Source organism: Curtobacterium sp. 179-B 9B NHS, from assembly GCF_045370965.1.
Taxonomy (GTDB): Bacteria; Actinomycetota; Actinomycetes; order Actinomycetales; family Microbacteriaceae; genus Curtobacterium.
In genome coordinates this window covers 124,843-143,520 of sequence record NZ_JBIQDQ010000007.1, presented here as the reverse complement: position 1 = coordinate 143,520, position 18,678 = coordinate 124,843, and the positions used below count along the sequence as shown (strand labels likewise).

19 protein-coding genes are annotated in these 18,678 nt (G+C 74.3%); 6 read left to right on the top strand and 13 right to left on the bottom strand.

The window, feature by feature from the left end:
• Positions 1-34: 34 nt before the first annotated feature.
• Both ACH0A8_RS08665 and ACH0A8_RS08660 read right to left on the bottom strand, forming a co-directional pair.
• Positions 35-2,686, bottom strand: coding sequence for a phosphoenolpyruvate carboxylase (locus tag ACH0A8_RS08665; protein ID WP_251154981.1), 2,652 nt, complete (start codon positions 2,684-2,686; stop codon positions 35-37).
• Between the two features lie 233 nt (positions 2,687-2,919).
• Positions 2,920-3,597 carry a heme oxygenase (biliverdin-producing) gene (locus ACH0A8_RS08660; protein ID WP_251154980.1) on the bottom strand — a complete coding sequence of 226 codons (678 nt, stop codon included), beginning with the start codon at positions 3,595-3,597 and terminating at the stop codon, positions 2,920-2,922.
• A 57-nt stretch (positions 3,598-3,654) separates the two neighbouring features.
• Here ACH0A8_RS08660 and ACH0A8_RS08655 point away from each other — a divergent pair, with 57 nt between their 5' ends.
• Positions 3,655-4,551 carry a siderophore-interacting protein gene (locus ACH0A8_RS08655; protein WP_406906993.1) on the top strand — a complete coding sequence of 299 codons (897 nt, stop codon included), beginning with the start codon at positions 3,655-3,657 and terminating at the stop codon, positions 4,549-4,551.
• A gap of 68 nt (positions 4,552-4,619) precedes the next feature.
• Positions 4,620-5,201, top strand: coding sequence for a GIY-YIG nuclease family protein (locus ACH0A8_RS08650; RefSeq protein ID WP_374191715.1), 582 nt, complete (start codon positions 4,620-4,622; stop codon positions 5,199-5,201).
• Positions 5,202-5,317: 116 nt separating this feature from the next.
• On the opposite strand, the gene ACH0A8_RS08645 is transcribed toward ACH0A8_RS08650, so the two are convergent.
• From ACH0A8_RS08645 to ACH0A8_RS08625, 5 genes are all read right to left on the bottom strand, one after another.
• The gene (locus tag ACH0A8_RS08645) at positions 5,318-6,907 is read right to left on the bottom strand and encodes a GMC family oxidoreductase (RefSeq protein WP_406906992.1); all 1,590 of its coding nucleotides are present in this window, start codon (positions 6,905-6,907) and stop codon (positions 5,318-5,320) included.
• Entirely contained in the window at positions 6,904-8,241 is a 1,338-nt protein-coding gene (locus tag ACH0A8_RS08640) for an alpha/beta fold hydrolase (RefSeq protein ID WP_406906991.1), read from the bottom strand. The genes ACH0A8_RS08645 and ACH0A8_RS08640 overlap by 4 nt, the downstream gene beginning before the upstream one ends.
• Before the next feature lie 73 nt (positions 8,242-8,314).
• Positions 8,315-8,911 carry a TetR/AcrR family transcriptional regulator gene (locus tag ACH0A8_RS08635; protein ID WP_271825643.1) on the bottom strand — a complete coding sequence of 199 codons (597 nt, stop codon included), beginning with the start codon at positions 8,909-8,911 and terminating at the stop codon, positions 8,315-8,317.
• A 38-nt stretch (positions 8,912-8,949) separates the two neighbouring features.
• Positions 8,950-9,153, bottom strand: a complete 204-nt coding sequence (locus ACH0A8_RS08630; protein WP_066653993.1) for a hypothetical protein — start codon at positions 9,151-9,153, stop codon at positions 8,950-8,952.
• Positions 9,150-9,347, bottom strand: coding sequence for a hypothetical protein (locus ACH0A8_RS08625; protein WP_066653991.1), 198 nt, complete (start codon positions 9,345-9,347; stop codon positions 9,150-9,152). Before ACH0A8_RS08625 ends, ACH0A8_RS08630 begins: the two co-directional genes overlap by 4 nt.
• A gap of 241 nt (positions 9,348-9,588) precedes the next feature.
• Here ACH0A8_RS08625 and ACH0A8_RS08620 point away from each other — a divergent pair, with 241 nt between their 5' ends.
• A complete protein-coding gene (locus tag ACH0A8_RS08620; protein WP_406906990.1) occupies positions 9,589-10,557 on the top strand; it encodes an AraC family transcriptional regulator in 969 nt (322 codons plus the stop codon).
• Here ACH0A8_RS08620 and ACH0A8_RS08615 read toward each other — a convergent pair.
• The 5 genes from ACH0A8_RS08615 to ACH0A8_RS08595 form a co-directional block, all read right to left on the bottom strand.
• Positions 10,545-11,555 (bottom strand): hypothetical protein, encoded by a 1,011-nt coding sequence (locus ACH0A8_RS08615; protein WP_209682911.1) that lies wholly within the window; start codon positions 11,553-11,555, stop codon positions 10,545-10,547. The genes ACH0A8_RS08620 and ACH0A8_RS08615 overlap by 13 nt on opposite strands.
• Positions 11,556-11,618: 63 nt before the next feature.
• On the bottom strand, positions 11,619-11,870 hold the full coding sequence (locus ACH0A8_RS08610) for a DUF4287 domain-containing protein (protein WP_066653985.1): 252 nt from the start codon (positions 11,868-11,870) through the stop codon (positions 11,619-11,621).
• A 58-nt stretch (positions 11,871-11,928) separates the two neighbouring features.
• Entirely contained in the window at positions 11,929-12,897 is a 969-nt protein-coding gene (locus ACH0A8_RS08605) for a helix-turn-helix transcriptional regulator (RefSeq protein ID WP_144411287.1), read from the bottom strand.
• A gap of 156 nt (positions 12,898-13,053) precedes the next feature.
• Positions 13,054-14,538: a reverse transcriptase domain-containing protein gene (locus ACH0A8_RS08600; RefSeq protein WP_406906989.1), complete on the bottom strand. Its 1,485-nt coding sequence runs from the start codon at positions 14,536-14,538 to the stop codon at positions 13,054-13,056.
• Between the two features lie 82 nt (positions 14,539-14,620).
• Entirely contained in the window at positions 14,621-15,583 is a 963-nt protein-coding gene (locus ACH0A8_RS08595; protein ID WP_066658122.1) for an SDR family oxidoreductase, read from the bottom strand.
• Positions 15,584-15,681: 98 nt separating this feature from the next.
• Here ACH0A8_RS08595 and ACH0A8_RS08590 point away from each other — a divergent pair, with 98 nt between their 5' ends.
• From ACH0A8_RS08590 to ACH0A8_RS08580, 3 genes are all read left to right on the top strand, one after another.
• Positions 15,682-15,945: a hypothetical protein gene (locus ACH0A8_RS08590; protein WP_066653980.1), complete on the top strand. Its 264-nt coding sequence runs from the start codon at positions 15,682-15,684 to the stop codon at positions 15,943-15,945.
• A 138-nt stretch (positions 15,946-16,083) separates the two neighbouring features.
• Positions 16,084-17,394 (top strand): PP2C family protein-serine/threonine phosphatase, encoded by a 1,311-nt coding sequence (locus ACH0A8_RS08585; protein ID WP_406906988.1) that lies wholly within the window; start codon positions 16,084-16,086, stop codon positions 17,392-17,394.
• Between the two features lie 132 nt (positions 17,395-17,526).
• Entirely contained in the window at positions 17,527-18,405 is an 879-nt protein-coding gene (locus tag ACH0A8_RS08580) for a family 16 glycosylhydrolase (protein WP_406906987.1), read from the top strand.
• A gap of 55 nt (positions 18,406-18,460) precedes the next feature.
• Here the strand turns inward: ACH0A8_RS08580 and ACH0A8_RS08575 are convergent, their stop codons facing one another.
• On the bottom strand, positions 18,461-18,670 hold the full coding sequence (locus tag ACH0A8_RS08575) for a hypothetical protein (protein WP_058729470.1): 210 nt from the start codon (positions 18,668-18,670) through the stop codon (positions 18,461-18,463).
• Positions 18,671-18,678: the final 8 nt, after the last annotated feature.

The window sequence follows — 18,678 nt, the reverse complement described above, 5'->3', positions numbered from 1 at the left end:
CGCGCCTCCCGTCCGTGACGCGGTCGTGGGCGGATCAGCCCGTGTTCTGCAGACCGGCCGCGACCCCGTTGACGGTGAGCAGGAGCAGGCGGTGGTCGCCGTCCGTCGGGTCGGTGCTGCCGGAGGTCCGGATCGCCCGCAGGGCGCGCAGCTGCAGGTGCGACAGCGCGTCGACGTACGGGCTGCGCAGCCGCACGGCACGCGCGAGCACCGGACGGTCCTCGAGCACGTCGCTCCCGCCGGAGACCCGCAGCACCCAGTCGCGGGTGCGGAGCATCTCGTCGAGCACCTTGGCGGCCAGGTCGTCGCGGTCGGCGAGCTCGAGGTAGCGGCGGGCGATCTGCTCGTCGGTCTTCGCGAGCGACATCTCGACGTTCTTGATCATCGCGCCGAACAGCGGCCACTCCGCGTACGCGGCGCGCAGGGCATCGACGTCGCCGACGGCCTCGAGCGCGGAGCCGAGGCCGTACCACCCGGCGAGGTTGATGCGTGCCTGCGTCCACGAGAACACCCACGGGATCGCTCGGAGGTCCTCGAGCGACTCCACGCTCAGGCCGCGTCGGGCCGGGCGGGAGCCGAGCGGCAGGAGTCCGATCTCCTCCATCGGGGTGACGCGGGCGAACCACGGCGCGAAGCCGTCCGCCTTGACCAGGTCGTAGAACGCGCGGCGCGAGACGTCGTCGAGCTGCTGCGCGAGGTCGGCGAAGCGGGTCGCCGCGACGGCCGTGCGCTCCTCGTTCGACGGCGACGACGCGAACAGCGTCGCCGAGGCCATCTGCTCGAGGTGCCGTGCCGCGATGTCCTGGTCGCCGTACTGGGCGAAGATGACCTCGCCCTGCTCGGTGAGCTTGAGCCGCCCGTCGATCGACCCCGGCGGCTGTGCGAGGACCGCCTCGTTCGCCGGGCCACCACCGCGGCCGAGCGATCCGCCGCGGCCGTGGAACAGCGTCAGCTGGACGTCCTGCTCGCGCGCCCAGTCGGCGATCCGTGCCTGTGCGTCGTACAGCGCCAGGTTCGCCGAGACCGGGCCGACGTCCTTCGACGAGTCGGAGTAGCCGAGCATGACCTCGAGCCGACGCCCGGTCGCCGCGAGCCGCCGCTGGAAGGGCTCGGTGCGCACGGCCTCGTCGAGGATGTCGACGCTCGCGTGCAGGTCGGCGAACGTCTCGAACAACGGGATGACGTCGAGCACCGGGGCCGCGTCACCGCAGGCGGCACGGGCGAGCTCGTGCACGTTCGCCAGGTCGGCGGCCGACTGCGTGAAGGAGACGATGTAGCGGTGCGCGGCACGGACGCCGTAGCGCTGCTGCAGGTCCGCGACGGTGCGGAACACCGCGAGGACCTCCTCCGTGGTCTCGCTCAGCTCGCCGCCGGCCCGGATCTCCGCCAGGGCGTTCCGGTGCACCTGCGAGTGCTGACGGACCTCGAGCTCGGCGAGGTGGAACCCGAAGGTCTCGACCTGCCAGACGAGGTTCTGCAGGTCGCCGTTCGCGGTCCGGACGGCACCGGCGGCGACGAGCGACGCCTGGATCACCCGGAGGTCGGCGAGCAGTTCCTCGGGGTCGCCGTACGCCAGGCCCTCCTGGCCGCGGCGCGTCGCGCGGATGCGGGCGGCGACGAAGAGCAGTGCGCGACGGTGCGTCTCGTTCGGGGCACGGACGCCGATCCGCTCGGCGATGCCCGGGTCGAGCTGCTCCTGCGCTGCGACGAGGGCCTGCAGTCCGGCGTCCGCGGGGGTCTCGGCGGCGTCGAGCGTCAGTGCCGAGCCGATGCGGGTGGCTGCGCGGGAGAGGCCGAGCAGGATGTGCTCGGCGGCGATGTCGGCGGCCTGCTTGGTGACGCCGGCGGTGACGTGCGGGTTGCCGTCGCGGTCGCCGCCGATCCAGGTGCCGAAGCGCACGAAGGCCGGTGCGGTCACCGGGACCCGACCGGCGTCGTCGCCGAGCAGCCGGTCGTCGAGCAGGCGGTAGACCTGCGGCACGATCTCGAACAGGGTCTGGTCGAACACGCTCATCGCAGTGCGGACCTCGTCGAGCGGGGTCGGCCGGGTCGTGCGCAGCGGTGAGGTGCGCAGGAGCGTGGTGATCTCCTCGAGCAGCCGCCGCTCGTTCTCGGCGCGGGCGGTGGCGTTGCGGGAGCGGTCGCGCTCGTCGATGAGGTCGGTGATGCGCCGGACGGCCGTGGTGACCGCGCGACGGCGGGCCTCGGTCGGGTGGGCGGTGAGCACCGGGTGGAACCGCAGGTCGGCCAGGCGCGCGGCGGCCTCGTCGGCGCCGACCTGCTCGACGAGCGAGGCGTACGTCGCGGGGAACGAGTCGCCGGGCAGGCCGCCGTCGTCGCCCCGGGCACGGAGGACGCGCACGCGGTGGTGCTCCTCGGCCAGGTTCGTCAGGTGGAAGTACGTCGTGAACGCCTGGGCGACGGCCTCGGCCCGCTCGGCGGACATGCCGGCCACGATCGCCTCGGCACGGGCGGCGCCCTCGGCGTCGGAGCCCTCGTAGGCGTCGATGACGGCGGCACGCAGGCTCTCGACGTCGTGCAGCAGCTCGTCACCCCCGGTCTCCCGCAGCACCCGCCCGAGCAGGTTGCCGAGGTACCGGACGTCCGCGCGCAGGTCGCTGTCGACCGCGCCGCTGACGTCGTCCCGTGCGCGCCCGTGGCGCGTCGATCCGTCGATCGCCGTCATGGGTTCCTCTCACGTTGCGCCGGGACCGCGTCCCGGGTCCCCAGCACTGTACCGGCGGACGCGGGCACGTGACGACGACCGTCCGGACGGACCGCGGACCGCCCAGGGCACGGCCCGCCAGCGCGCCGACGGACGCAGCGGCGGGCGCAGCGGCGGTCGCGGCGGCGGTCGCGGCGGCGGTCGATCTGCCCCGTCGTCACCGGATCCCGCTCAGGCGGGGAGCACCGGCACGGTCAGGCGGGGAGCAGCGGCACGGTCCGGCCGTCGCCCGCCGTCGGGCGACGCACCGAGGCCACGAGCGCCCGGTCGAGGCCCGCGGCCAGCTCCACCTCGGCGAGCACCGCCTCGCGCTCGGCGTCCGACCACGGGGCCGCGTCGAGCTGGGCCCGGTAGGTGTCCTCGAAGGCGGCGGGGTCGGCCACCTGGTCGAAGATCGTGAAGAGCACGCCGTTCGTGTCGAACCCGAACCGGTCCTCGAGCATCCGGGCCAGGGTGGGGCCGCCCGTCAGGTCCCCGAGGTACCGCGTGTAGTGGTGCGCGACGAACGCCCCGGGCGAGGTCGCCGCGACGGCGCACAGGCGACGGACGTACGCGGTGGTCGCCGCGGTCGGACAGCAGAGCTCGGACCAGTCCGGACCGACGAGGTACTCGAGGTCGGCGCGGATCGCGGGCATCCGGGTGAGCTGCGTCGTGACGAACGGTGCGGCAACCGGGTGGTCCGCCATCCGCTCGGCGGCACGCTCGAGGGCGTCGTACACGACGGCGTACTGGCCGAGCAGGTCGGCGTAGTCGGCGACGTCGCACTCCCCCGCGAGCAGGTCGTGGGCACCGCCGATCCACACGGCCGGGTCCGCAGCGGTGCGGGAGCGCCGGCGCAGGAGCTCGGAGAACGGCGTCACGGTCGGACTCATGAGGTGAGGCTAACCTCAGTAGCTGGCAAGGTCGAGCACCGGAAGAGGAATCCCAGGATGAGTCCCAAGCGCACCCAGCACGTCTTCGTCGTCGACCGCACGGAGCACCTGTCCCCGCACATGGTGCGCGTCCACCTCGGTGGTCCGGCCTTCCGGGACTTCGTCGACGGGGCCGACCCGGACCGCCTCGCCGCCACGGACAAGTACGTCAAGCTCCTGCTCGCGCCGCCGTCGAGCGGCCTGACCCCGCCGTACGACCTCGAGGCGCTGCGCGAGACCCTGCCGAAGCACCAGCGGCCGGCGCGCCGCACCTACACGGTCCGGTCCGTCGACCGCGCCGCAGAGACCATCGCGATCGACTTCGTGCTGCACGACGACCACGGGCACGACGACCACGGGCGAGACGACCACCGGCCCGAGGACGGGCCCGGCGACCGGGGCCTCGCCGGCCCGTGGGCCGCCGCCGCACAGCCCGGCGACCTGCTCGCCCTGTCCGGGCCCGGCGGCGGGTACGCGCCGTCGACGGACCCGACCGTCACCCACGTGCTCCTCGGCGACGACAGCGCACTGCCCGCGATCGGCGCGGCCCTCGCCGCGATGCCCGACGACGCCCGCGGCGTCGCGCTCGTCGAGGTCGGCGGCGCAGCCGACGAGCAGCCGCTCGAGCACCCGGACGGGGTCGACCTGCGGTGGCTGCACCGCGACGCCACCGGCGCCGAGCCGGGCACGCTGCTGGTGGCCGCCGCTCGGGCGCTGCCCCGTGCCTCCCGACCGGTGCAGGTCTTCGCGCACGGCGAGCGGACCGCGGTGAAGGCGCTCCGCCGCGTGCTGCAGGACGAGTGGGGCCTCGAGAAGGCGGAGATGTCCCTGTCCGCGTACTGGGCGCTCGGACGGGCCGAGGACCGGTTCCAGGAGGAGAAGCGCGAGCCGGTCGGCGTGATCTTCGCGGACTGAGCGACCCCGCTCCGTGCGTCGGCCGGGAGGCCCGGTGCGCGTCGGTGGCGCACGCTAGCGTCCGCCGGGTGGTCACCCCTCCTGCCGTCCTCGCCTGCTGCGTCCCCGGTTGCGACGCGCCGTCCGCGGACGGCTTCGCCGCCGTCCTGCCGCTCTGCGGCGGACACGTGACCCTGGTCGCCGAGGTCGCGGCGGAGCACGTCGGAACGGAGGACGCGCTGCCGGGCCCGTGCCCGGTCTGCGGGTCGCGCGTGGGCGTGCGCTGGCCGAGCGCCGTGCTGTGCGGGACGTGCGAGTGGCGGTGGGGCGACGTGCCGGACGGCGAACTGCCACCGCCGCGCGTCGACGTCGTCTACTACCTGCGGCAGCGCGACGACTTCGGCGACCGGGTGAAGATCGGCACGACCGCGAACCCGCGGCGACGGCTCGCAGCGGTGCCGCACCAGGAGCTCCTGGCGTTCGAACGCGGCGACCGGTCCGTCGAGCGACGACGGCACACGGCCTTCGCGGACGACCGGTTCCCGGGGACGGAGTGGTTCCGGACCACGCCGGCACTGCTCGAGCACGTCGCGCGGGTCGCCGCGGGCGTGGACGACCCGTGGGCGCTGCACGCCCGGTGGACGAGCGAGGCACTGGCGCTGCGCGGCTGACGCCGGCTGCCGGTCCCTGCACGGCAGGGACCGGCTCCCGTTCCCTACGCGGACGTGTGCCGTGCGCGACGCGGGTCGTGGAGGTGCTGCGCGGCGGTGCCGCGCAGCACCTCGGGTCAGGCCGCTGCGGCCGTCGCGCGCTGCCGGTCGGCTGCCGGGTCGTCCCGCAGGAACCGGTCGGCGGTGCGCAGGGACAGCGCCATGATCGTGAGCGCGGGGTTCGCGATGACGGCACTCGGGAACACCGAGTTGTCACACACCCACAGGTTCGGCACGTCCCACGACCGACCCGCCGGGTCGACGACGGACGACCCGGCGTCGGAACCCATGCGCGCCGTGCCGATCGTGTGGGCGGTGCGTTCGAGCACCCGGACGTCGGTCCCGCCGGCGGCCTCGACGATGGCGGTCATCGTGCGGACGGCGTGGGCGCGGATCGCGTCCTCGTTCGAACCCGGCGAGAACGTCACGCGCGCCCGGGGCACGCCGTGCTCGTCGAGGTCGTCGGAGAGCACGAGCCGGTTGTCGTCGTACGGCAGGCACTCGGCGTTGATGCCGACGCCGGCCGTCCGCGGGTAGTCGCGCATGGCCTTGACGAGCTCGGCACCGCGCAGCCCCCCGCCACGGACCAGGGTGGTCGCGAAGGTCAGCGGCTGGACGCCGAGGCTCTGGATCAGGTACCCACCGGCGAAGTCGGCGTCCGCGGGCCGGACGAAGTCCTCGGTGATGATCGACGACGGGTAGCCGCGGTACGACCGCATCGACTCGTCGAAGGTCGCCCACACCTGGGTCGCCCCGTGCGCCGTGAAGTTCCGACCGACCTGGCCGCTGCTGTTGGCCAGCCCGGTGTGCAGGAGCAGACGCGGCGTCTCCACCCCGCCCGCGGCCAGCACGAGGGACCGGCACCGCTGGCGGCGCTCACGGCCGTCGCGCGTGTAGAGCACGGCGCTCACCCGGCCGTCGGCGTCGAGCTCGATGCCGTGCACGAACGACTCCGGACGGATCTCCGCGCCGAAGGCGACGGCGGCGGGCAGGTAGGTCGTGTCCATCGACACCTTCGCCCCGTTGCGGCAGCCCTGGTGGCACGACCCGCAGGACACGCACGCCTGACGCAGCCCGTGGTGCTCCTGCACCCGGTCCTCGGTGGTCAGGGCGACCGGTGCGTCCGTCGCGGTGATGCCGAGCGCCGCGGTGCCGCGCATCATCATGTCCGACGAGGCGTTCCGCGCGGGCGGACCCATCCGGTACCGGCGGTCCGGGTCCCACGGGTAGTGCGCGGGGCCGGCGACGCCGACCTCGTGCTCGACGCGCTCGATGTACGCGGTGAGCTCGGCGTGGTCGATCGGCCAGTCCTCGCCCTGCCCGCTCTCGGTGCGCAGACGGAGGTCGTGCGTGCTCGGGCGCGGGGTGAAGGCGCCCCAGTGCAGGGTGGAACCGCCGACGCCGGTCCCGCTGTTGTTCGGACCGAAGGCCGTCGGAGCGGCACCACCGCTGATGCGTTCGTCCATCCAGTTGATGTCCGCCGGTGCCTCGACCTCGTCGGGCGTGTGGTCGCCGGGCTCGGTGTTCCGACCGGCCTCGAACGCGACGACGCTCAGGCCCTCGCGGGCGAGGCGAGCGGTCAGCGGGGCGCCGCCGGCACCCGTCCCGACGACGACGACGTCGACGACCTCGTCGTCCTGGTGGTGGCGCTGTGCGTCGAGTCTCATCGTCCTGCTCCCTCGGGTTCCCACGCTTCCCGCTGCCCGGCTCCGAGCAGCTGGAAGCCCTGCTTCCGGACGCCGTCGCCACCGTTGGCGAAGCCGTCGTAGTCGATCTCGGACATCGTGGCGGGGTGGGCGAGCCACTGCTTCACGAGGTCCACGCTGGCGTCCTCGAACCAGACGCGCAGCTGTTCCGCCCCGAGCGGGCCGTCCGACCGGTACCGGCCGGCGGCGACGTCCTCGAGCACCGCGGGCAGGTCGTCGGAACCGACCGTCGCGAGCACGTCCAGCGCGCCGCGGTAGGCGTCGGCGTCCTCCGGCATCCCGTCGGGGCGCCATCCGTCGCCCTGCCCGGCGGCGAGCTGACGGTCGACACGGAGCGCGACGTCCACCTCTCCCGGCCCTGCCTGCGGGACGACGATCCGAGCCACCGCCCGGAGCACGTCGAGCTGCTGCGGGGACAGGGCCTCCGGCGTCGCGGCGGGGTCGTCGGGCAGCGCACGCACCGCGAGCACGCCCCGGGTCCGAGCACTCACCCGCGGCGAGGCGATCACCCGGGCCTGGTCGGCGGGGACGACCGGTCCGTGGGCGACACGCCGCTCCCAGAAGCTGCGCACGAGCGCGGCGACCTCCTGCGGGCGCTCCCACGGCAGCAGGTGCGCGGCGCCCGGTACCTCGTGCAGCTCGGCGGCGGGCCAGTGCGGCATCGTGAGGCGACGCTGCGCTCCGGCAGCCAGGTCGCCGTCCTCGGCGCCGGCGAGCACGAGCGCCGGGACGGGGTTCGGCTCGGCCGTCGTCGACCAGTCCTCCCGACTACCGCGGAGCAGCCAGTCGCGCCAGGCGCGCGGGTCGGTGCGGCGCACGTCCTGGACGGCCTGCTCGTGCCGGTCCGGGGGCAGCACGTCGGCGGTGTTCGCGTCGACGAACTCCGCCGCGTGGTCAGGCTCGATCGGCCCGTCCGCGGCCCACGAGAGCATCGCGTCGCGGCGGTCCTCGTCGATCGGCTCGGGAGCGAGGGGCGAGGCGGCGAGGAGGACGACGGCGCGGAGTCCGAACAGGCCGTTCGCGCCCGAGACCGTGCGGTCGGCGACGACCGTCGCGACCTTGCCGCCCATCGAGTGACCCATGATCGCCCACTCGGTGGCGCCGCTCGCCCCGATCGCCCGCTCGACGAGCACGGCCATCTCCTCGACGGTCGTGCCACCGGAGGCGGGGCTCCGCCCGAAGCCCGGCAGGTCGATGCCGACGAGGTCGAGGGTGCCGGCGAGCTCGGAGCGGAGGAGGGCGAACTCCTCCGAGCTCGAGCCCAGCGCGTGCAGGCAGAAGGCGGTCGCTGTCATCCTTCGTTCCTACCGTCCGGATCGCGCGGGACCCAGGCTCCTGTACCCCTGCGACGTACCCCGACGGGCGGTGTCAGGAGGACGTGCGCGGTTCGTAGACCGAGAGGAGCATCGCGGCACCCAGGCGAGCCACCCGTGCGGGCTGCGCCGACCGCTGCACGGCGGACTCCACCCGGGCACCCTCGACGAGCAACGAGAGCGCCTGCGCCACGTGCGACGGCACGCCGGCACGCGCGCAGAGCTGCGTCAGGTGTGCCTCGACGTCGGCGAAGTGCGCTCGCGCGAGCTCGGCGATCGCCGGGTCGGTGCGCCCGAGTTCCGCGTGCCCGTTGATGAACGCGCAGCCGCGCCAGCCCTCGTCGGCGAAGCACTGCTCCAGGTACCCGAACACCCCGAGGACCTCGTCCCGCGGATCGTCGGCGTCCCGAGCGATGCCGTCGAGTGCCCGTCGCCACGCGCCGTGCCAGCGCTGGAGCACGGCGATGACGAGCTCCCGCTTCGACGGGTACGCGGCAGTGAGCTCGTCGCGCGTGAGTCCCGCCTCGTCCGCGACGTCGTCGAGCGTCACCGGGGTGACGCCGTGCCGTGTGAACAGGGTGTCCGCCGCGGTCGACGCCCGGCGTTGTGCCGGGGACTCACGGACGGTGGGGGTCAGGGTGAGGAGGGTCATGTGCCTTCTGCAGGGTCGGGACCGCGGGTGGCGCGAGCCTACTGGCCCGACACGCGAGCGGCGTCGAGGGCCTCGGCGAGCAGGGCTCGCATGTCGATCGGCTGCGTCGGTGCGTCGGCGGCGGCCGACCGTCGGACCGGCAGCACGGTGTCGGCGACCGAGTGGTCCGCCCCGGGCAGCGCGCGGGTCCCGCGGGAGAGCCGCGACCCGCGGATGCCGAGTTCGTTGCGCGGGATGCTCATGCGGACAGTCCCAGCAGGATCGCTGCGGACGCGGCGACGGTCACCGAGAGCAGACCGGTCGACACCGCGGCGATCTGGAGGCCACGCTGTCGGCGGGCCTCCACCACCTCGGCGAACCGCGGGGTCGTGCGACCGATCCCGGCGGCGCGGGCGGTGGTGGGTCCGGTGTCCAGGTCGGTGGCGATGATGGTCACGGTCGTCGTCCTCGGGTCTCCGGGGGGCCGGCCGATCCGGCACCCGTCCACCGAGGACGCTAGGAGATCGCGGCGCCGGGCGGACGCCGACCGGGCGACGACGACGAAAGACGGACGTCCGGCAGTCCTCGTCCGACGATCTCCGGACATCCCTGCTGTGCGGACCACGTCGTCCACCCCCGGACCGGGGACACCGGTGTCCGGACAGCGCCGCGTCCGGCGGACAGAATGCACGGGACCCATGAACCCGATCACGCCGCCACGCATCGACGTCGAGACCCAGAGCTCCGACCTCGACGAAGCCCGCGACTTCCTCGCGACCGCCTACGCGGGGAACGAGTGGAGCGCCGACGCGACCGGACAGCCGTTCGCGTTCCGCTACTCGGCGGTGGGGGACGCGGCGATGTCGCTGCGGTCGATCCGCTTCGACGGCCACCTCGAGGGCGTCATGACGCCGTCCGACGACTTCGTGGTGCAGTGGACGACCCGCGGCACCGCTGCGATCGGGTCCGGAGACGCGCAGATCGTGATGGAGCCCGGTCGACCGCAGCTCTGGCCGCAGCAGGGCGCCGCGTTCTCGTACGACGACTACGACCAGCGCATCGTCCAGGTCAACCGGAGCGCCCTCGAGGAGGTCGCCGGTGAACGCGGGACCGCGCCCGGGCAGCTCGTGCTCGACCACACCGTCCGACCGGACGAGCGGGGGATGCGCGTCTGGCGGAGCAGCGTCCAGCTCATCTCGCACACCGTCCTCGACCGCCGTGCCTCCCCGCTGCTGCAGGCCGAGATGGGTCGGCTCGGGGCGCTGGCACTGCTGGAGCTGTACCCGATCGTCAGCGCCTCGCTGCCGGACGAGCTGCTGCTCCCCCGCAACGCGCACGTCCGACGAGCCGTCGAGTACGTCCACGAGCACGCGCACCTGCCGATCACGAGCACCGACCTGGCGCGGGTCGCGTCACTCAGTCTCCGCGCCCTCCAGACGGCGTTCCAGCGGACCTTCGAGCTCTCGCCGAACGCGTACATCCGACAGGTCCGGCTCGACCGCGTGCGCGAGGCGCTGCTCGCCGGCGACCCGGCGACGACGAACATCGCCGAGGTCGCGCGCGAGTGGGGGTTCGCCCACGCGGGCCGCTTCTCCGCGACCTACCAGCAGCGCCACGGCGAGTACCCGCGTCAGACCCTGCGCCGATCCGGCCGTCAGCGCGCGTAGGCGTCGACGAAGAGCGCTCCGCGGAGGTCCCGCAGGGTGTCGACGAGCCGCTCGATCGTGCGCCCGGAGATGCCGGACACCTCGAGGTCGTACGGACCGAGCGCCGGCAGGCGGCCGGTGCGGATCCGTACGACCTCCCACCCGACGGCGCGGACGGCACGGTCCTTCCGCCGGTCGGTCTCCTGCCGGGGTCCGACGTGCTCGAGCCCGTGTCGGCCCGTGCTGTCGTACTCGATCGCGACGCGCAGCTCCGGGAGCACGATGTCCGGCCAGGCCTCGACGTGGTCGAAGAACGGGCGGTCGAGCCGGATGGCCGTGTGGTCGAACGTGAAGGCGAACCGGTCGCGCAGCGCCTGCCGCAGGTCGGCCTCGACCGCCGACGCCGGCGCGGGGGCGCACACGCTCGTGAAGGAGTCACCCGACGGGACCCTCGGGGTCTTCGGGCAGATCGACCGCGGGACCGGCTGCGACGACCGTGCACCGCTCGCCCGTGTCGAGCGTGCGCCCGACCGTCCCGCAGCACGAGCCCCCGATCGGGACGACGCCACCGCACCGGTCGGCACCCGGCCCACGCCGGGGACCGGGCCTCGCCCCGGAGCCGACGGGAGCGTCCGGCGGCCGCTGACCCGCTCCGCCCGCTGCGGCGGCGGGATCGCTGCCGGCCAGTCCTCGGGGAGCACCGGCCACCGCTGCGGTGCCGCCTGCAGGTGGCACTCGGGGCACCAGACGGACCGTCGGCGCTCCCGCCCGGGTCGCGACCGCTGCTCGGCAGGCGTTGCGACGAAGACGTGACCGACGTCGCACTCCCACGTCAGCAGCACCTCGGCCGCGGGCGGCACCTGCGTGAGCACCACGCCGTGGTTCCACTCCGGGTGGTACTGCCGCACGAGCACCGGGTACGACGCCCACGCCGAGCGGAACTCGCCGACGGCGTACGGTACGGCGGTGCCCCGCGACCACTGTCGCCGTCGCCACCACGCGTCCACCGGTTCGACCACGCCGTCACCGTAGGGAGCACCTCCGACACCGCGACTGCCGAGCCGTCGGGCGCCCGGGCCGGGTCAGCCGTCGAGCGCGTTCCGGACGTACCCGACGACCGCGTTCGCGTGCCCGTGGCCGAACCCGTGCTCGTCCTTCAGCCAGGCCACCACCTCCGCGTGCCGGTGCCCGTCCAGCTGCTCGGCGACCAGGTCGAGCCAGTCCTGCACGGGGCGCCCGTAGGTCCGCTCGATGCTCGGGAAGTACGAGGCGGGGCCCTTCGGCTTCGACCCGTCCTCCGGCGGCTCCGGAGCGGTCACGCGGCGTGTCGTCATGGCCGCCAGGGTAGCCGTGGTCGCAGGACGTGCGGACGCCGGCGCCGCCGCCGTGGCCTCAGCGGAACCCGTCGTCCCGCCGGCTGCGGTGCAGGGTGTCGCTCGGGTGCTCGCCGAAGCGGTCGGCGTACGCGGCGGCGAACCGACCGAGGTGCGCCCACTGCCACCGGCGCGCGACGTCGGCCACCAGGAGGTCCCCGCCGGACGTCTCGAGCTCCCGTCGGGCACCGTCGAGCCGCTCCGCCCGGAGCCTGGCCATCGGCGACTCCCCGAACCGACGGTGCATCGCGTTCTGCAGTCCCCGCTCGCTGATCCCGACGGCGTCCGCGATGTCCCGGAGCGTGACCGGCTGGTCGGCGTGCGCGCGGATCCACTCCGCTGCGCGCGCGGCGGAGCCACGGCCGGTCGGCGCGACGGCCGGCAGGACCGGGAAGGCCGCCACGACGGCGTCGGCGATCTCCGCGTTGATCGTCTGTCGGACGGCGTCGGCGAGCGCGGCGTCCATGACCGGTCCACCGTGCGCACGGATCACGGCACGCAGGGCCCGCCGCGCGGACTCGTCCGGGGACTCCGGCGCGAGGACCACCGGCCCGGTCGGCAGGTGTCCCCTGCGCACGAGCGCGCGACGGAGCACGCGGTCCGACAGGTGGACCATCGTGATCGTGCGGACGTCCGCCGTGAAGGCGTAGCGACGCGAGGCGGTGAGCAGGACCGGTGCACCCGGCTGCACGGCGAGCGGGTCGCCGCCGTCGAGGTCCTCGATGGTCGCACTGCCGTCCCCGATCCAGAAGACGATGTGCTCGTCGCGCGGCTGCATGACGCCGGCCCGCGTGCCCTGGACCTCGGCCCGGCGGACCGAGACCTCGGCGTCGCCCGCGCCGAGGTAGCGGAAGGTGTCGAGCGCGCTGTCGATCCCGCCGGCGGTCCCGTAGATCTCGTCGAGTTCGTCACCCCGGTGCTCGCTGACCGCCTCCACGCGGAAGCGTCGGAACGTGGGGTGCTCCGTCCCTCGTGCCTGCCCAGTCACGATCGCATGGTCTCAGGACCGGCGGCCGGTGTGCGCTTCCCGGACAGCGTGTCCCGGTGTCGGAGTCGCCGTCCGTGCACCTCCGGACGGCCGAGGGCGGACGGCGGACGGCGGACGGCGGACGGCGGACGGCGGACGGCGGAGCGTGCGGACGGGTCACCACCGGATGCGGGCGAACTCCTCGCGCAGTCGCCGCGCGCGACCGGGGTGCACCTGCTCGACCCAGCCGATCCGGCCGAGCAGGTGCGCGCGGAGGTCGGGGTGCCCGGCGCGGTCCTGCGATGCCGGGCCGTGGACGACGCAGTTGTGCAGGACGGCGTGCAGCCGGTCGACCTCACGGCGACCGGGCGACGGCCGCTCGTTGACGACGACCCCCGTGACCGACTGCCGGCTCCCCCGCCTCCGGACCCGGCTCTTGCGGGGGTTGAGCCGGTACCCCTGCTCGGTCACGATCCGCTCGACGCCGCGCAGGAAGGCGTCGGGTCGGGCGGCCAACCGGTGGTCGCCGCTGAAGGTCAGGTCGTCGGCGTAACGGGTGTACCGGGCACCGGTCGCTCCCGCCCAGCCGGCGAGGCGGGCGTCGAGGTGCCGCAGCGCCGTGTTGGCGAGGGCCGGCGACGAGGGCGCGCCCTGTGGCAGGTGGGCGACGGCGAGGGCCTCGCGCAGCGCGGCTCGTTCCTCGGGACTCCCGCCGGCGGGCATCGCGGTGAGGACGTGGGGCGGGACCCGGTGGGTGCAGAGCCCGGTCAGGACGTGCGCGAGCGGTTCCGCGTAGCCGGCGGACCGGAACACGCCGTAGACCGTCGGGGCGGTGACGCTGGCGAAGAACGTGGTCAGGTCGGCGCTGAGCACGACGTGCTGCCCGATGTGCACCGCGGCGCCGGTGACGACGCTCCGTCCCGCCACGAACCCGTGGGCGGCGTCGTGCACCGGGAGCCGGACCAGCAGGCCGTCCAGGACGGTGCGCTGCGTCCGGCGGAGCAGGTCCATCGGCTTCTCGAGCAGGCGCGGTACCCGTCCGGGCCGGACCACCCACTCGTGCCGGACGTGGTGGAGCGGACTGCCCGCCGGGGCGTGCCGGTTCCACGCCCGGGTGTCGGCGAGCCAGAGCAGCCGACCGACGGTGACGTCGAGCGCCCGGGCGAGCTCCGGGAGCGTGTCGACGAGCAGCGGGCTCTCGGTTGCGGGGCGTGCGCGGACGGCGGTGACCGGACGGGCGAGCACGCGGACCGGACGCCGGGCCTCGCGGGAGCGGTGCAGGGCGGCGAGCCGGGGCGCCGCGGCGAGCACCCGGGCGAGCTGGCGGGGTGCGTCGACGGGCGGTCGCGGGTAGGTGTCGAGCGCCGCCCCGACGGCTCGTCCCACGTAGGCGCGGTCGACGCCGACCACGGCGTAGCCGGCGGCGGTCAGGTCGTCGACGGCCCACGAGTCGGCGGTGAGGAAGGCGTCGGCGAGCGCCGTCGCCACGACCTCGAGGGGCGTGGGGTTCCCGGAGGACCCGTCGGTGCCTCCGTGCGGCGTCGCGCGCGGAGCGCGCCGTCCCGCTCGGGGCGTGTCGTCCTGCTGGTCCTGCGTGCCCCGGGGTGACCCCGGAGAGGTCGACGCGTCGCGCGCGTCGGCCGCCTCCCCCGGGAACTCCACGCGGTCACCCTACGGTGTGCGACCGACGGACGGGAGGCGCGCGGCCGGACCGCCACGCGCCTCCCGTCCGGCTCCGGTCCCGCTAGCGACGTGGGCGGCCGAGCAGGACCGTGCCGACCACCGCGGCGATGCCCGCCCAGACGAGCGGACGCGTCACGCGGCGGCGCTTCGCCACCCAGCCGCCGTCGGTCGCGTTGTGGGCGTCGGCGGGCTCGTACAGGTTGCCGTCGCTCGGCACGCCCTTGCCCCGGAGCGCGAACGTCTCCACCATCGGCTTGGTGATCTTGTGGAACAGTCCCGGGAACACGTACTGCAGCGGCACGAGCGACGCCTGGATCCGCCCGACGAAGCGGTAGCGCTTCGGGTGCAACGCGGCGCGGACGACGGCCCGACCGGCGCGCTCGACCGACACCGTGGGCGGCAGGGGGTGCGAGGTCTTGCCGGTGTAGTTCGCCCCGTTCTGGTAGATCGGGGTGTCGATCGTCGAGGGGAGCAGGGCGGTGAACCGGATCCCGGTGCCCGCGTACTCGTCGCCGAGGACGTCGACCAGACCGAGTGCGGCGTGCTTGCTCGTCACGTACGCCGACTGGTACGGCGCGGAGAGCAGCGACTGGATCGACCCGACGAGCACGTACGTCCCCGTGCCGCGCTGCTTCCAGTGCGGCAGCAGCGCGGAGATCGCGTGGAGGTGCCCGTACAGGTTCGTGTCGACGACGCGCTTGAACGCCTTCGTCGGGGTCTGCTCGAAGAGCCCGTAGACGAAGAGCGCCGCGTTGCCGACGAAGACGTCGATCCGGCCGAACCGTGCGGTGGTGGTGGCGACGAGGTCGCGCACGGCGTGCTCGTCGGCGACGTCGGTCGGGATCGCGACCGCCTCGGCGCCGAGTGACCGGCACTCGGCCGCGGCGGCCTCGAGGCTGTCGTGGCTGCGAGCGGCGAGCACGAGGGTGGCCCCCTGTCGGGCGAACTCGTGCGCCGCGGCCCTCCCGATGCCGCTCGATGCTCCGGTGACGACGACGATCTTCCCGCGGAACCGTTTGGTCATGACCTCGTTGCTACCCGCGACCGGCTGCGACGACGCCCAGGCCGGGTGCGGCCGTTCCACGCCTTCCCGGACGTGCCCGGGGGTGCGACGATGGGCGCATGCCGAAGGACGAGCTGACGGTCGAGGAGGCGACGGCGATCGCCGAGCACGCCCGGTCCGGGGCGCTCCCGCTCGAGGACCCCGAGGTGCGCCGCGTCGTCGAGCAGGCGAACCGGACGCTGGTCCGGGCGCAGATGTGGGGCGAGGACCGCAGCCCGAGACTGCGCCGGCGTCGGCGGTGGCTCGCCGCGGGCGCGCTGGTGATGGTCCTCGTCTGGGTCGCCGGGCTGCTCGTCCCCCTCGCCTTCCGTCTCGGCCTCTGAGACCGGCGGTCGACCGACGCGCGAGCGCGGGCGCGTCGACCGATCGTCGCGTGAGCCGCGTCGCGTGAGCGCGGCTCAACACGCCCGGCCCTCGGAGTGGGGTTGCCCGGAACACCCCGTCCGGGTTGACTCGACCGCGTGACGAGCACCGCGGACCGCCCCTCGTCGACGCCGACGTGGACGATCAGCGTGCGCGACGACACCGGTCCGATCGTGCTCGGCGGCCTCCGGACGTCGTGGGCTCCGCTGGCGAAGCAGACCATCATCGCCGCGCTGATCGTCGGGGCTGCCGTGGGGAGCACCTTCTCCCCGTGGCTCGAGGTCACCGACGCCCCGCTGATGTGGAGCGGGGTCGCGATCGCCCTCCTCGGCCTGGTCTTCGCCGCCGTGGCCGTGCGCTCGTCCGCGGCGATGCGGGTCGAGCTGCTCGTCCCCGCGATCGACTTCTTCGCGGTCGGCTTCCTGCGCTTCGGCACCGGCGACGCCGCCTCGGTCTTCACCGCGATCGTGGTGCTGCCCGTGGTGTGGGTCGCCGCGAACCCCGGGCGACGGCACGTGGTGTGGCCGGTGCTCGGCACGACCGGCACGCTGCTGCTGTCCTACGCGATCTCCCCGACCGAACCGCGGCCGAGCGAGCTCGTGCGGCTGTTCATCGTCGTGTTCGTGTTCGGGGCGACGGCTGCCGTGACGAACGAGCTCGCGCGGCAGGCCGGCCTCCAGCTCGCCGCGGTGCAGCGCCGGCGTCGGGTGGCCGAGGGCGAGATCGACCGCGCGGCCCTCGTGCAGCAGTCGCTCCTGCCGACGACCGCCGCGGGGCTGCCCGGGGAGCTCCGCGCGGTGGGCGTGTGCATCCCCGCGCGGACGGTCGGCGGCGACTTCTACGACTGGTTCCCCACCCCCGACGGCGCCGCCTTCACCCTCGGCGACGTGATGGGCAAGGGCGTCGGCGCCGGCATGATCGCCGCCGCCGTGCGCTCGCTCATCCGCAGCACCGTCGACGAGTCCGACCCCGCGGTCGCCGTCCGCCGCGCCGCGACCGGGCTCGCGACCGGGACGTCCGACCTGACCAGCGGACAGTTCACGACGTGCTTCCACGTGCGGGTCGACCGTGACGGGCACGCCCGGTGGGTGGACGCCGGGCACGGGCTGACGGTGCTGCGGAGCGTCGACGGCACCGTCCGCCCGCTGCGGTCGGCGCACCTGCCGATCGGTGTCGGCACGAGCTGGACCGCCGAGGACACCGTCCTCGAGCCCGGCGACGTCATCGTGGCCGTGAGCGACGGCGTGCTCGACCTGTTCGGCGGCGACCTCGACTCGCTCGACCGCTTCGAGGCGTGGGTGGCGGAGCGGGACCACCCGCAGAAGGTCGTCGACGGCATCGCCGAGCTCGCGCACGCCGACGAGCACCCCGACGACGTCACCGTGCTGTGCGTCGGCTACGTCCCCTGAGCGGACCGACCCCTCGTCGCGACCGCGGTCCGGCGCGCGTGTCCCTCGAAGTGTGGACTGGTCACCGGACCGATCACGGGGGATGATCGTGCGTCCCGTCCACCGACGGGCACGAGGACAGGGATCCCCCGGATGCTGCACGACCACACGCCGACCGACGCCGCCCACACCGTCGACCGACGCCGCTTCCTGGCGCTCGGGCTGGGCAGCGCCGCAGCCACGACGGCCGCCGTCGGAGCGGCACTGACGCCGGACGACCACGCCGCTGCGGCCACCACGACGTGGTCCGGAGGGGTGCTCCTCGCCGCTGACGAGTTCGACGGCGCCGCCGGCAGCGCCCCGAACCCGGGGATCTGGCGGTTCGACACGGGCGCCGGCGGGTGGGGGAACGCCGAGCTGCAGACCTACACCGACTCGCGACGGAACAGCGCGCTGGACGGCGCGGGCAACCTCGTCATCACCGCACGACGCGAGGCCGACGGCACGTACACCTCCGCGCGGCTGAAGACCGAGGGCACCTTCACCGCGCAGTACGGCCGGATCGAGGCACGCATCCGGATCCCGCGCGGGCAGGGGATCTGGCCCGCGTTCTGGATGCTCGGCGCGGACATCGGGCAGGTCGGATGGCCGGCCTGCGGCGAGATCGACGTGATGGAGAACGTCGGGTACGAGCCCGGTGTCGTGCACGGCACCGTGCACGGACCCGGCTACTCGGGAGCGCAGGGGCTGTCGGCCGCTGCGACCCTGCCGAACGGTGCGGCCTGGGCGGACGCCTACCACGTCTTCGGGGTCGATTGGCGCCCGGGATCGGTCACGTGGCTCGTCGACGGCGTCGCGCAGCGCACGGTCACCCGGGCCGACGTGGGGACGTCGCCGTGGGTCTTCGACAAGCCGTTCTTCGTGCTGCTCAACGTCGCCGTGGGCGGCACCTGGCCCGGGTCCCCGGACGCGACCACCCGGTTCCCGCAGCAGATGTTCGTCGACTGGGTGCGGGTCTGGCAGCAGGCCTGACGGCGAACGGGACCCGCGGGGCGAGCCCGCCACGCTCCTCCCGTCCGTCCAGTGCTCAGCGCCTCGCGCGTGCCAGCAACCAGAGGTACGTCGCGTGGCCGACCAGCGCCAGGCCGAAGAACACCGCGGCGACCGCGTAGACGCGGTCGAGCTTGCCCTGGCCGATGACGAGCATCACGACGCAGAACACCACGGCCGCGGCGAGGACGCCGACCTGGATCGTCGACCAGATGCGGCGGAAGCGGGGCATGCCGGAGTCGTCCACGGCCCCAT

What these genes read in the sequence shown, in the direction of transcription:
- ACH0A8_RS08665 (WP_251154981.1), bottom strand. Translation starts at nt 2,686, where the DNA reads ATGACGGCGATCGACGGATCGACGCGCCACGGGCGCGCACGGGACGAC.
- ACH0A8_RS08660 (WP_251154980.1), bottom strand. Translation starts at nt 3,597, where the DNA reads ATGAGTCCGACCGTGACGCCGTTCTCCGAGCTCCTGCGCCGGCGCTCC.
- ACH0A8_RS08655 (WP_406906993.1), top strand. Translation starts at nt 3,655, where the DNA reads ATGAGTCCCAAGCGCACCCAGCACGTCTTCGTCGTCGACCGCACGGAG.
- ACH0A8_RS08645 (WP_406906992.1), bottom strand. Translation starts at nt 6,907, where the DNA reads ATGAGACTCGACGCACAGCGCCACCACCAGGACGACGAGGTCGTCGAC.
- ACH0A8_RS08640 (WP_406906991.1), bottom strand. Translation starts at nt 8,241, where the DNA reads ATGACAGCGACCGCCTTCTGCCTGCACGCGCTGGGCTCGAGCTCGGAG.
- ACH0A8_RS08635 (WP_271825643.1), bottom strand. Translation starts at nt 8,911, where the DNA reads ATGACCCTCCTCACCCTGACCCCCACCGTCCGTGAGTCCCCGGCACAA.
- ACH0A8_RS08630 (WP_066653993.1), bottom strand. Translation starts at nt 9,153, where the DNA reads ATGAGCATCCCGCGCAACGAACTCGGCATCCGCGGGTCGCGGCTCTCC.
- ACH0A8_RS08620 (WP_406906990.1), top strand. Translation starts at nt 9,589, where the DNA reads ATGAACCCGATCACGCCGCCACGCATCGACGTCGAGACCCAGAGCTCC.
- ACH0A8_RS08610 (WP_066653985.1), bottom strand. Translation starts at nt 11,870, where the DNA reads ATGACGACACGCCGCGTGACCGCTCCGGAGCCGCCGGAGGACGGGTCG.
- ACH0A8_RS08595 (WP_066658122.1), bottom strand. Translation starts at nt 15,583, where the DNA reads ATGACCAAACGGTTCCGCGGGAAGATCGTCGTCGTCACCGGAGCATCG.
- ACH0A8_RS08590 (WP_066653980.1), top strand. Translation starts at nt 15,682, where the DNA reads ATGCCGAAGGACGAGCTGACGGTCGAGGAGGCGACGGCGATCGCCGAG.
- ACH0A8_RS08580 (WP_406906987.1), top strand. Translation starts at nt 17,527, where the DNA reads ATGCTGCACGACCACACGCCGACCGACGCCGCCCACACCGTCGACCGA.